Source organism: Haladaptatus pallidirubidus (assembly GCF_020700235.1).
Lineage (GTDB): Archaea > Halobacteriota > Halobacteria > Halobacteriales > Haladaptataceae > Haladaptatus > Haladaptatus pallidirubidus.
Genome location: NZ_CP085301.1, coordinates 1,853,423 through 1,866,249, shown reverse-complemented (window position 1 = coordinate 1,866,249; position 12,827 = coordinate 1,853,423). Strand labels below are relative to the sequence as shown.

At 59.6% G+C, this 12,827-nt stretch carries 11 protein-coding genes; 8 read left to right on the top strand and 3 right to left on the bottom strand.

Annotated features, from left to right (window positions below; translation table 11 throughout):
- Window positions 1-2: 2 nt before the first annotated feature.
- A complete protein-coding gene (locus LIX15_RS10210; RefSeq protein ID WP_227773628.1) occupies window positions 3-200 on the bottom strand; it encodes a heavy-metal-associated domain-containing protein in 198 nt (65 codons plus the stop codon).
- Window positions 201-403: 203 nt separating this feature from the next.
- Here LIX15_RS10210 and LIX15_RS10205 point away from each other — a divergent pair, with 203 nt between their 5' ends.
- From LIX15_RS10205 to LIX15_RS10180, 6 genes are all read left to right on the top strand, one after another.
- Complete coding sequence (locus tag LIX15_RS10205) at window positions 404-1,000, top strand: AsnC family transcriptional regulator (RefSeq protein ID WP_227773627.1); 597 nt, start codon at window positions 404-406, stop codon at window positions 998-1,000.
- Window positions 1,001-1,063: 63 nt separating this feature from the next.
- The gene (locus LIX15_RS10200) at window positions 1,064-2,866 is read left to right on the top strand and encodes a Rieske (2Fe-2S) protein (protein WP_227773626.1); all 1,803 of its coding nucleotides are present in this window, start codon (window positions 1,064-1,066) and stop codon (window positions 2,864-2,866) included.
- A gap of 189 nt (window positions 2,867-3,055) precedes the next feature.
- Entirely contained in the window at window positions 3,056-3,670 is a 615-nt protein-coding gene (locus LIX15_RS10195; RefSeq protein ID WP_227773625.1) for an SAM-dependent methyltransferase, read from the top strand.
- 329 nt (window positions 3,671-3,999) lie between these two features.
- Window positions 4,000-4,494: a transcriptional regulator NrdR gene (gene nrdR, locus LIX15_RS10190; protein WP_227776887.1), complete on the top strand. Its 495-nt coding sequence runs from the start codon at window positions 4,000-4,002 to the stop codon at window positions 4,492-4,494.
- Window positions 4,491-6,992 carry a ribonucleoside-diphosphate reductase subunit alpha gene (locus LIX15_RS10185; RefSeq protein WP_227773624.1) on the top strand — a complete coding sequence of 834 codons (2,502 nt, stop codon included), beginning with the start codon at window positions 4,491-4,493 and terminating at the stop codon, window positions 6,990-6,992. The genes nrdR and LIX15_RS10185 overlap by 4 nt, the downstream gene beginning before the upstream one ends.
- A gap of 30 nt (window positions 6,993-7,022) precedes the next feature.
- Window positions 7,023-8,018 carry a ribonucleotide-diphosphate reductase subunit beta gene (locus LIX15_RS10180; protein WP_227773623.1) on the top strand — a complete coding sequence of 332 codons (996 nt, stop codon included), beginning with the start codon at window positions 7,023-7,025 and terminating at the stop codon, window positions 8,016-8,018.
- A 36-nt stretch (window positions 8,019-8,054) separates the two neighbouring features.
- Here the strand turns inward: LIX15_RS10180 and LIX15_RS10175 are convergent, their stop codons facing one another.
- Complete coding sequence (locus LIX15_RS10175; RefSeq protein WP_227773622.1) at window positions 8,055-8,549, bottom strand: acyl-CoA thioesterase; 495 nt, start codon at window positions 8,547-8,549, stop codon at window positions 8,055-8,057.
- A gap of 133 nt (window positions 8,550-8,682) precedes the next feature.
- On the opposite strand from LIX15_RS10175, the gene LIX15_RS10170 reads away from it, so the two are divergent.
- Window positions 8,683-9,075, top strand: a complete 393-nt coding sequence (locus LIX15_RS10170; RefSeq protein ID WP_227773621.1) for an SPW repeat domain-containing protein — start codon at window positions 8,683-8,685, stop codon at window positions 9,073-9,075.
- An 11-nt stretch (window positions 9,076-9,086) separates the two neighbouring features.
- On the opposite strand, the gene LIX15_RS10165 is transcribed toward LIX15_RS10170, so the two are convergent.
- Complete coding sequence (locus LIX15_RS10165) at window positions 9,087-9,920, bottom strand: DUF7537 family lipoprotein (RefSeq protein ID WP_227773620.1); 834 nt, start codon at window positions 9,918-9,920, stop codon at window positions 9,087-9,089.
- A gap of 170 nt (window positions 9,921-10,090) precedes the next feature.
- Here LIX15_RS10165 and LIX15_RS10160 point away from each other — a divergent pair, with 170 nt between their 5' ends.
- Complete coding sequence (locus tag LIX15_RS10160) at window positions 10,091-12,766, top strand: heavy metal translocating P-type ATPase (protein ID WP_227773619.1); 2,676 nt, start codon at window positions 10,091-10,093, stop codon at window positions 12,764-12,766.
- The last annotated feature ends 61 nt before the right edge of the window (window positions 12,767-12,827 follow it).

Below are 12,827 nucleotides of genomic sequence, written 5' to 3'. Positions count from 1 at the left end.
CGTTATGTCGACGCGTCGTAGCCAGCGTCCTTGACGGTCGCGACGAGTTCGTCGGTATCTGTGTCGCCTTCGACGGTGGCCGTTCCCGCTTCGTGATCGGCGCTCGCGTCGGAAACGCCGGACAGGTCTTCCAGCGCCTCGACGACGCTCTGCTCGCAGTGGCCGCAGTTCATCCCATTCACTTGAATAGTGGTTGTCATACACGCTGCTCTTTTCTCGTGGCTTTTTTCAGTTTCGAAAGGCGTGGTACCGTCCGGAGTATTTAACGCTGGTTTCTAACGATGGATAATTCATTTATTAAATAAGTGGAAATTGCTTCGATAGGTAGAAATACACAAGTCAATCCGTCATCGACGCGTGATAACGAAAACTGTTTTTATTCTACCACTCTAAAGGGGGTGTAATGCGACAACTCGACGACACCGACCGGGAGATAATCCGGTTGCTGGTAGAGGACGCTCGCCGTCCGTACAACGAAATCGCCGAAACCGTCGGTCTGTCACCGCCGACCGTCTCCGACCGCGTCGAGCGACTGCAAGAAATTGGGGTCGTCCGCCGGTTCACCACGGATTTGAACCACGACATCCTCACCGACGGACTGTCTCTCCTCGTCACCGTCAACGCCAAACCCGGCCACGTCAGCGACATTCGGGAGTCACTCGCGTCGTTCGACGGCGTCGAACACGTCTTCGTCACTGCCGACGCCCACATTGTCTGCAAGGCGAACCTACAGGAGCGAGCAATCGAAACGCTGCTCTCGGACGCCATCGGCGAGGATGCAGTTCGAGAGTACGACGTGCAACTGCTCGTGGACGACGAGTGGAACCCACAACCCGGAACCATGGAGTTCGCGCCGGACTGCGTGGAGTGCGGAAACACCGTCACAACCGAGGGCGAATCAACTCGAATCGAGAACGAACTCTATCACTTCTGTTGTTCGTCCTGCAAGACGCAGTTCGCCGACCGATACGAACGCCTGCAGGAGGGCGCGACGAATTGACGTAAAAGATACAATAATTCGTTTCAGCGAACCGTTTTGGTGCCGTGTGACTATCTATCACCCATGGCCACAGACGAAGCGAGCGAATCGACGAAATCGAGCGACTCAAACGGAACCTTCGTCCATGTCGCGGACGCCGACAAACTCAAAGAGGAAGGCCGACTGCTGGTAAACCGAAACGGACGGGGACTGGCCCTGTTCTACCACGAAGGCGAATTTCGCGCGGTGGACAATCGCTGTCCGCATATGGGATTTCCGCTGACCGAAGGGAGCGTGGAGGACGGAATTTTGACCTGCCACTGGCACCACGCCCGGTTCGAACTCTCCTGCGGGGACACCTTCGACCCGTGGGCAGACGACGTGCAGGCGTTTCCAACGGAGGAGCGCGACGGCGACATCTACGTGAACCTCACGCCGAAGCGCGAGGAATCGCCGGAAGACCATTGGAAGGAGCGCCTCGAAACCGGCCTCGAAGAGAACCTTCGCCTCGTCGTGGCGAAATCGGTCATCGGCCTTTCGAACGCCGGCGTCCCGGACGCGGAACCGCTTCGAATCGGGGCCGAGTTCGGCGCCCGCTACCGCGAGCAGGGGTGGAGTTCGGGCTTGACGATTCACTCCTGCATGGCGAACGTCCTCCCCGACCTCCGGGACGACGACCGACCGCGGGCGCTCTACACCGGCCTACGACACGTCGCGTCGGACTGTCAGGGCGAATCGCCGCGGTTCGACCAACCGTCGTTCGAGACGGAGGCCGTGTCGGCGAACCGACTCGGAAAGTGGTTCCGCGACTGCGTCGAAGTGCGCGACCGTGACGGCGCGGAACGCTGTTTACAAACCGCGATTGCCACCCTCGACCCGGAACAGGTCGCGGAAATCCTGTACGCCGCGGCGACCGACCACCTCTATCTCGACGCCGGACACAGCTTCGATTTCATCAACAAAGCGCTCGAACTGTTGGACCACGTCGGTTGGGAACGCGCGGAAACCGTCCTGCCGAGTGTTATCCCGCGGCTCACCGACGCCCGACGGAGCGAGGAACTCTCCTCGTGGACACAGCCGATAGACCTCGCGGAACTGCTGTTCGATTGCTTCGACCAACTCGGCGAGTTGGTCGAAGCAGGAAAGGCGGAAAGGAAGAGCAAGGAAGAAGGAGAGGAAACGTGGGACGAACCGGACGACTTCACGGAAACGCTTCTTTCCGACGACCCGCACGCCATCCTCGACGCCCTCAAGGACGCAATCAGGGCGGGTGCGACCTGCGAGGAACTGGCGGACAGGGTTTCTTTCGTGTCCCTGATGCGGGTCGCCCAGTTCGGCACGGCGAACGAGTTCAGCGATTGGAACACCGTCCACCACACGCTCACCTATAATAACGCGGTTCAGCGGGCCGCGAAGCGAACGAGTTCGACCGCGCTCTATCGCGGCGTCCTCGCGGGCGCGATGAGCGTCTACCTCGACCGATTCCTGAACACCCCCCCGACGCCCGTGCCGAGCATCGATACGTCGGACGCCGACCCCGACGCCCTCCGCGAGGAGCTGCTGGAAACGTTCGACGAGGAGGGGAACGTCAACGCCGCCGGTGCAATCGTCGCGGAGCATTTCTCGGCGGACGGCGACCCCGCTGCCCTGAAAGAAACGCTCGGGCAGGCTCTCCTCCGCGAGGACGCCGGATTCCACACGCTCCAGAACCTGGAAGCCTCTTTCGCGCAGTTCGACCTGCGCGAGGACGGGGAGGAAAAGGAGTTGGCGCTGATTTCGCTGGCCCGTTACATGGCGGCCCATTTCCCGACGCGCCGGGAGGCGGAACAAACCTACGTCATCGCCGACCGACTGAACCGCGGCGAGAAGATTCACGAATCGAACTGAACGGAGGTCGGTTTGAACGAAGGCCGATTCGAGCGAGCGACTTTTCGTTCGACGCTTCGTGTCGGGGTTCGTCATTTCAATTCCACACGGAGGTGCGTGGAGAATCTACAAACGAGCATTAACACAGCCAACCAGCGTCCGTTTCATTTCAACAGAATTATTATCCAAGATTGGATTGAGTACCAACCCATGTCGAACCAGTCAGAATCCGAGACGGATGACCCAGCGAGGTGGTGGAACGAGGTGTACGAAAGTGAGACCGTCTCTCCGTGGAACACCGGTAAGCCACAGCCAGCTCTCGTAAACGCTGTCGGAAGTGATGGGTTATCAGGTCGTGTCCTTGACGTTGGATGCGGAACCGGAACGCACGCACTCTGGGCAGCAGCGGAGGGACATACAGCCGTGGGCATAGACTTCTCTAAAAAGGGAATCGAGCAAGCGCGGGAGAGGGTCGAAAAACGGGGTCTCGACGCGACGTTCCGGGTCGCAGACGCACTGGACGTTCCCACCGACATCGGAACGTTCGACATCGTGCTGGACAGTGGTTTGTTCCACGCGTTCCAGAACGAACAGCGCGAAGACTACGCTCGCGAACTTGCTGGTATCGTCTCGGTGGGAGGTCGTGTGTTCCTCGTCGGATTTGCTGAAGGTGCCCCGGAGGATGGGGGGCCGAATCCCCTCACTCCTAACGACGTATCTTCCGCCTTCACAACGGAGTGGAACGTCTTGGAAACGCAGGAAGTAGCGTTCGAGACGAACGAAACCTCGTTCCCCGGTTTACTCTCGGTTGTCGAACGAATCTGAGCGTTGGTGACCGATACCCAGTTCCAATCTATCGACGTGTTTAACCACTCCACTTTGAAACAAACTCTGTCCGTCGCTGACTGTATCCTCGATATTCAGTACACGATTCGTATCACCTACTGAGTATTTCGAGGGAGCCGAGAATCCAAATCCGTAATTCATTTTAGAGACGTGTATATCGGTTGTGCCACCTAATACAACTGTGATTGTACTATTCCAAGTTGATTGGGTAACCTTTATGGGCGCACAGTCAGACACCACATATTGCGGCTGAAGCACCGACACCCCACATATAGGGTTACAACACTGGAGGGCACGTAGTGACAACTATGAACTGCCCGGACTGCGGGAACGAGCGCACGCGAGTCATTGATACCGAAACGAGCGCCGACGGAATGTCGGTGCGACGACGGCGCGAGTGCCAACGGTGCTCGTTCCGATTCACCTCCTACGAGCGTCCGGAGTGGGACTCCCTCCAAGTGAAGAAACGCGACGGAAGCATCGAATCGTTCAGCGCCGAGAAACTCCGCGTTGGTATCGAGCGCGCCGTCGAGAAGCGCAGCGTGACCGAGGAGGACGTGACGAATCTCGTCGAAGCGGTCGAATCCGACCTGCAATCCCGCGAAACCCGTATCGTCTCGTCCAGCCTGGTTGGCGACCTCGTCTCCGAGCGATTACGCGAGGTAGACCAAGTCGCGTACATCCGATTCGTCTCGGTTTACAAGGCCTTCTCCGAACCCGAGGAGTTCCTCCGCGAACTCGACGCGGTTCTCGATTCCGAACTCGATGCGTCCGATTCGACCGACCAATCCGATAATACATGAGCCACCAATCTACTGCAACGACCACCGTCCGGTCGATTCTCGACCGAGCACGCACGGGCTACGAAACGACCCTCTCAGACGACGAGCGCGACGACCTGCGGACCGAAATCGAGCGTTCGCTGTACGACGGCGCATCGACCGACGAGATATATCAGGCCGTTCTACAGGCGCTCACCGCACGAGTCGAGCGCGAACCCGCGTTCAAACGTATCGCGGCGGGCGTCTTTCGGCAACGTTACTACCGCGAAGTCATGGGCGACGACCTGACGGGCTACGAACTCGACCGCGAGTACCGCGCGACTTTCGTCGCCAATCTCGAGCGTGCGGTCGAAATCGACCTGCTCGATGACCGACTCGTCGAACGGTTCGACCTCGAAGAACTCGCGGAGTATCTCGAACCGAGTCGCGACGAGAAATTCGAATATATGGCGATAGAGACACTATACCAGCGATACTTTCTCAAAACAGAGGAGAACGGGGAGCATCTCGAACTGCCCCAAGCGTTCTGGATGCGCGTCGCCATGGGACTGGCAATCGAGGAAGACGACCCGCAGCGACGGGCGAAGGAGTTCTACGACGTGCTTTCGAAACTGGAGTTCACCCCCTCGACGCCGACGCTCTTTCACAGCGGTTCGACCCACCCACAGCTCTCCTCGTGCTACCTGACGACGGTGCAGGACGACTTAGAGCACATCTTCGACTCGTACAAGCACCACGCGATGCTGTCGAAGTGGAGCGGCGGTCTCGGAAACGATTGGACGAACCTCCGAGCGGGCGGCGCGCTCATCGAGTCCACGGGCGTCGAATCGACCGGCGTCGTGCCGTTCCTCCGCATCAGCAACGACGTGACGGCGGCCATCAACCGCTCCGGAAAACGCCGCGGCGCGTCCTGCGGTTACCTCGCCTGCTGGCACATGGATTTCCCCGCCTTCATCGACCTGAAACGCAACACTGGCGACGAGCGTCGGCGCACGCCGGACATGAACACGGCGGCGTGGATTCCGGATTTGTTCATGAAGCGGGTCGAAAACGGCGAGGAGTGGACGCTGTTCAGTCCCGATGAGGTGCCCGACCTGCACGACCTATCTGGCGAAGCGTTCGAGGAGCGGTATTCGGAGTACGAACGAAAGGCCGAAGACGGGCAGTTCCGGCAGTACGAGCAGGTAGACGCCCAAGAGCTGTGGCGCAAGATGCTCACCCGCCTGTTCGAGACGGGCCATCCGTGGATAACGTTCAAAGACCCATGTAACGTCCGTTCGCCGCAAGACCACGTTGGGACGGTTCACTCCTCGAACCTCTGTACGGAGATTACCCTAAACACGAGCGAGGAGGAACACGCAGTCTGTAATCTAGGGAGCGTCAACTTCGCCACGCACGTCTCCGACGGGGAGAGCGCGGAACGGAGTTCCGCGGAGACCGAGCAGGCGGACTCGCCCGCGATGCTCGACCGCGAACATCTCGCGGAAACCATCGAAACCGCGATGCGGATGCTGGACAACGTCGTCGACCTCTGTTTCTACCCGACCGAACAGGCCGAACAGTCGAACATGCAACACCGACCGGTCGGACTCGGAACAATGGGCTTCCACGACGCCCTGATGGAACTAGACGTGCCGATGAACTCGGAAAAGGCGGTGGAAAAAGCGAACCGCTGGCAGGAGTTCGTCTCCTATCACGCGATTTTCAACTCCTCGAAACTCGCCGCCGAGCGCGGGACGTACCCCTCCTACGAGGGGTCGAAGTGGAACCGCGGGCTGCTCCCGCAGGACACCGTCGATTTGCTCGAATCCGAACGCGGACGAGCGATTCCGACCGACCGCGAGGAAACGCTCGATTGGTACGTCGTGCGCGAACACGTCGAGGAGCACGGGATGCGAAATTCGAACACGATGGCTATCGCGCCGACCGCCACGGTTTCGACCATCAACGGGACGACGCCCTCCATCGAACCGCTGTACTCGAACCTCTTTGTGAAATCGAACATGTCGGGCGGCTTTACCATCGTCAACGACCACCTCGTTGAGCGTCTCAAGCGAGAAGACCTCTGGGACGAGGAGATGATAGACCGAATCAAGTACCACGACGGTTCCGTACAAGAAATCGACGCCGTTCCGGACGATCTACAGGAGTTGTATCGCGGCGCGTTCGAAATTGATCCGCGACACCAACTCAGGTTGACCGCGCATCGCCAGACGTGGATTGACCAGTCGGTTTCGCACAACGTTTTTTTCCCATCGACGGACGGCACGCTCCTCGACGACATCTATAAAACCGCGTGGCAGTTGGGGCTGAAAACGACGTACTACCTCCGGACGCTCGGCGCGTCCCAGATAGAGAAATCGACGCTGGATATGGCCGAGTACGGAAAGAGTCAGCATCGAAACGCTCCGCAATCGGAATCGGCCGAAACCGACGGCGGGCGGCGAACCGGCGAACAACAAACCGGAGACGATGAACTCTGTACCGTCTCCGATCCGACCTGCGACGCCTGCCAGTAAAGCGAAAAGAAACGATTTTGCACACAACCCATGCCGATTATCAACAACAACGCGGAACACGACCCGAACAAGATACTGCCGATAAACTACGACTGGGCGCGCGAGTACTACGAAGCAGGCGTCAACAACAACTGGGTACCGCAGGAAATCCCGATGCAGGACGACGTCTCCCAGTGGAACGGAGACGCTCTCTCGGACGCCGAACGCCAACTCATCGAGTGGAACCTCGGTTTCTTCTCGACCGCCGAATCGCTCACCGCAAACAACATCGTCCTCGCGCTGTACGAGTACGTGACCGCCCCCGAATGCAGGCAGTACCTCCTTCGACAGGCCTACGAGGAGGCGATTCACACGGACACGTTCATCTACTGCTGTGATTCGCTCGGCTTCGAACCCGACCACCTCTACGGGATGTACGAACGGGTTCCCTCCATCGAGGAAAAAGACGAGTTCGTCGTGAACCTCACCCGTGCCATCAATCGGCCCGATTTCACCATCGAAACGGAGGAGGATATTCGCGAGTTCGTCCGCGACCTCGTCGGGTTCTACGTTATTATGGAGGGAATCTTCTTCTACGCCGGATTCGCCATGATGCTCGGTCTGAAACGCCAGAACAAGATGGTCGGAATCGGCCAGCAGTTCGAGTACATCATGCGCGACGAATCGCTTCACCTCGGATTCGGCATCGACCTCATTAACGAGATTCGAGCGGAGAATCCCGGTATCTGGACGGACGAGTTCGGCGGCGAGGTCATCGACCTCATTACGGAAGCCGTCGAATTGGAGAAAATCTACGCGTACGAGGCGTGTCCGAACGAGATACTCGGCATGAGCGCCGAGCAGTTCGCCGACTACGTCGAACACATCGCCGACCGCCGATTGGAACAGCTTGACCTCCCCGAACGGTACGGAACCAACAATCCGTTCCCGTGGATGTCCGAACAAACCGACCTGAACAAGGAAAAGAACTTCTTCGAAACCCAGGTCACGGAGTATCAGAGCGGCGGGTCGCTCGACTGGTCGTAGCGACCTGTCAAAGTGCGAATCTGTGGTTCGACCCGTTTAAACCGACGGTTCGGGCGAATCCGCGGATTCCAACGATTCCCTGCGTTTGTGACGGCGCCGGAGGGCGTCGTCGCGGAAGGTTTCTTGCTCGTCGGTCGGACAGCAGACCTCCGGAACCGACGCGGGTCGTTCGTCTTCGTCCAGCGCGACCATCGTGAAAAACGACGTCGCGGTATCCTGCGTTTCGTTCTCGCTCGGGCGTTCCGCTCGGACGTTGACCAACGCATCCATGCTCGTCCGCCCGGTTTCGAAGACGTACCCTTCGACGGTAACGATGTCGCCGAGGTCGATGGGACCGAGGAAATCGACGTGATCCATCGACGCCGTAACGACCTGCCGTCGGGAAAACCGACGGGACGCGATGGCGGCACAGATGTCCATCCAGTGGAGAACGGAGCCGCCGAGTGCCCGACCGAGGTTGTTCGCGTCGTTCGGCATCAGAATTTCACTCATCACGGTATGCGAATCCGAAAGCGGCGCAGTTTCGCGCATCGACGGCGTCTACGCGACCCGTGTGGATAAAACAACTAGATTTGTAATAGTGAAAGTTGAACTGTTGACACAGCCGTTCGACTTATCGGCAGAACGGTCGTCTGGGGTACAGGACAATGAGGGGGGAAACGGTATGAGTCGAAATTCAAGCGGAGGAAAAAGGACGATTTTGGCGGGCATACCAATCGGTATGTGGTTACTACTCGCACCGTTCGTCGTCTACGAGGTGATGTTCGCGTCGAACTTCTGGAACGACATGGTCGTCGGCGTCGCCGTCCTGCTCCTTGCTTTCTACGGGCTCGTCTGCTCGTGGCGGAACCGCCGGGTGAGCATCGCGGCTGGTGGCCTCCTCGGACTTCTCGGTCTCTGGCAGGTGACGCGGCCCTTCGTCGTTCCGACCGCCGGGCCCCTTCCTCTCTGGGGCGACGCAGTTGTCGGGGTCCTGCTGGCGGCGCTCGGCGGGCGCGTCATGCGAGAAGCGCGAACCGCGTCGCTGCCGGAGCAGGCGCAAGCGAGTCGGCGGTAAAATCCGTCCTATCACCGAGAACTGTTCCCTGTTTCCATTGCCTGTCCGTACCACGACGGCCGCGAGACGGTCGTTCGTCCGATGTCCGAAATTCGCATCGACTCCGTGATTCGCGCAGGTTGGTCGTCAGCCATTCCGGTCGCTTCGAACTGATACTGATGAATCAGTCCCCACGTATCCACGACGAAAACGAGCGAAGCGTTTGCCACCGATTCGAGATAGTGCGAAAGTGCGTCGCGATTCGCGAGTTCGGACGCCGTGACGCGATACCGCGGCGTTCCGGAGTCGGCGTCGATCCGCTTGACGCTCGTGACGTCGAACGCCAGCAAAAGCGACTGAAGTTGATTACGATTTTGGGAGTACAAGGGCGGATTATTTTGCGATGGGTTCAGATGGCCGACGGAACCTCGTCTGTACGTCGTGTTGTCGTTTCTCTCCTGCATCGAGAGTCTCAGGTCGCCGTTCGACCACACACCCTTTCGATAGGAACGAATCCGCGTCGAGGAGTTCGTCGTCTGACGGACGGCGAAATCGTGGTGGCTACCGTTCTCTCCGCGGCGTTCGGTCGCGTTGTACCGATACGAAACGTTTCCATCGAGTTTCCCGACGCTACGAACTCGCATCGTGTAGGAATCCTCCTGCAAAACGCGAGAGTGTGCATCGACGAGGTCGAACCGATTCGTCAGGCCGTCCGTGGAGAGACCAGGCACGAGTTCACTCGAAGGCGATGTAGTCGTCGTAGCTGGGTTCGAATCTGGATTCCGACCGTCGATACCGAGAAACGTACTGCATCCGGCGGTGGAGAGCAACAGCGAGAGGGCGATTGCGAGGAGGGCGCGACGCATCAGTCAAATTTGACTTCGTATTGACTTAAAAATCCACGGATAGATGGAGCGAATCGCGACGGAAAACGAATTTCAAGGAAATGAATTCGGAGACATGATTTGATTCGTTTTTCATCTCATTATCCAAGGTCTCTGTGGCTCGAATCGCTCGTTTCTAAAGGACAACGTGAATGAAGAAGCCTCCCCTAGACGAACGTAAGGAGACAATCGTGACGCAAAAAATGCACCTCGACATCCGCGGGATGAGTTGTTCGAACTGCTCGGGGACAGTCACCGAGGCGCTCGAATCGCTCGACGGGGTACAGGAGGCGAACGTCAATTTCGCCACCGACGAAGCCAACGTCGAGTACGACCCCGAGGAGATCTCACTGGCCGAAATCTACGCGGCCGTCGAGGACGCTGGCTACGACCCGGTTCGCGCGACGACGACGGTAGGAATCACCGACATGTCCTGTGCGAACTGCTCGGAATCGGTGGAGACAGCCCTCAACTCGGCACCCGGCGTCATCAGCGCCGACGCCAACTTCGCCACCGACGAGGCCAGCGTCGAGTACAATCCCGCCAAGGCGACCGTTTCAGATTTCTATGCAGCCATCGAGGATGCAGGGTACGCCCCGGTTCGTGAAGAGGGGCAGACTGAAACTGCTGATGGAAACGGCAGTGAAAATGGGAGCGAGGGCGACGCACGCCAAGCGGCCCGCGACGCCGAGATTCGCAAGCAGTTCCGACTGACGCTGTTCGGGGCCGTCCTCGCGCTTCCGCTTCTCGCCTTCATGTTCGAGCACCTGTTCTTCCCGGAACTGCTCGGCGAGACGCTGTTCGGCGTGGATATGCAGGTCGTCCAGTTCCTGCTGGCAACGCCCGTCCAAATCCTCCTGGGCAAGGAGTTCTACGAGAACTCGTATAAGGCACTCGTCAAGAACCGGACGGCGAACATGGACGTGCTCATCGCGCTGGGTTCGACCACGGCCTACCTCTACAGCGTCGCGGTCATGCTCGCGTTCGTTCCCGGCGGCACCTACTTCGACAGCGCGGTGCTCATCCTCGTATTCATCACGATGGGCAACTGGTTGGAGGCGCGCTCGAAGGGCAGGACCAGCGACGCCCTGCGCGAACTGCTCGAACTGGAAGCCGACACCGCAATCGTGGTCGAAAACGGGGAGGAGCGCGAAATACCGCTGGAGGAGGTCGAAGTCGGCAACCAACTTCGCGTCCGTCCCGGCGAGAAGATTCCGACCGACGGCGTCGTCGTGGACGGCGAAAGCGCGGTTGATGAGTCGATGGTAACCGGCGAGTCGGTGCCGGTCGAAAAAGAGGACGGCGACGAAGTCATCGGCGCGACCATCAACGAAAACGGAATGCTCACGGTTCGGGCGACGAGGGTCGGAGGCGAAACCGCCCTCCAGCAAATCGTCCAGATGGTGAAAGATGCCCAAGCCCGCCAACCCGAAATTCAGAACCTCGCGGACAGAATCAGCGCGTACTTCGTTCCGGCGGTCATCGCCAACGCGCTGTTCTGGGGCGCCGTCTGGTATCTCTTTCCCGAAGTTCTCGCCGGATTCGTGAACGCGCTTCCGCTCTGGAGTCCGGTTGCGGGCGGCCCGGAAATAGCTGGGGGAAGCGTCTCGGGATTCGAGTTCGCCGTCGTCGTCTTCGCCAGCGCGGTGCTCATCGCCTGCCCCTGCGCGCTGGGACTCGCGACCCCGACGGCCACGATGGTCGGCACCGCAATCGGTGCGCGAACCGGCGTCCTGTTCAAAGGTGGCGATGTGCTTGAGCGCGTGCGGGACACCGATACGGTCGTCTTCGACAAAACCGGCACCCTCACCGAAGGCAAAATGCACCTGACCGATGTGGTCGCCCTCGAACCGACGACTGATGGGGGAGTCGTAGACAGAACCACCGATGGCGGAACCGAAACGCTGGTGGACGAACTCGAACCCGAGGATGAACTCACCGAGGAGTTCGTCCTCGCCGCGGCGGCCAGCGCGGAACGCGGAAGCGAACACCCGCTCGCGCGCGCCATCGTGGACGGCGCGCGCGAGCGGGGTATCGAAGTCGTGGAACCGAGTTCGTTCGAAAACGTCCCCGGCCACGGGGTTCGCGCGAAGACGAGTCACGGCGAGGTCGTCGTCGGCAATCGGAAACTCATGCGCGACGAGGGAATCGACCCGACTCCCGCGAGCGACGCGATGGAGCGCCTCGAACACGAGGGGAAGACGGCCATGCTCGTCGCCGCGGACGGATACCTCGTCGGCGTCGTCGCGGACGCCGACGAGGTAAAAGAGAGCGCAGGGGAGGCCGTGAGCGACCTCAAAGCGCGGGGACTTGACGTACTCATGCTCACGGGCGACAACGAGCGAACCGCCGAAGCAGTGGCCGAGCGGGTCGGAATCGACCCCGGAAGCGTCCGCGCCGAAGTCTTACCCGACCAGAAAGCGGACGTCATCGAGGATGTGCAGTCGGAGGGCAAACGAGCGATGATGGTCGGCGACGGCGTGAACGACGCGCCCGCACTCGCGTCGGCATACGTCGGAACCGCCATCGGAAGCGGAACCGACGTGGCTATCGAAGCCGCGGACGTGACGCTCATGCGGGACGACCTGCGGGACGTCGTGAAAGCCATCCGCATCTCGGAGGGGACGCTCTCGAAAATCAAGCAAAATCTCTTCTGGGCGTTGGGATACAACACGGCGATGATTCCGCTAGCCTCGCTCGGACTCCTGCAGCCCGCGCTCGCGGCGGCCGCGATGGCCTTCTCCAGCGTGAGCGTGCTCGGAAACAGCCTGTTGTTCAGGAGATACGTTCCCGACCACGACTACGAACTCTTCGACATTCGCCGCTGAACAGCGGAAATGACGGGGTGGGTCACCGCATCGTCACTCGATTTTCGGTGATTCTCGGAGA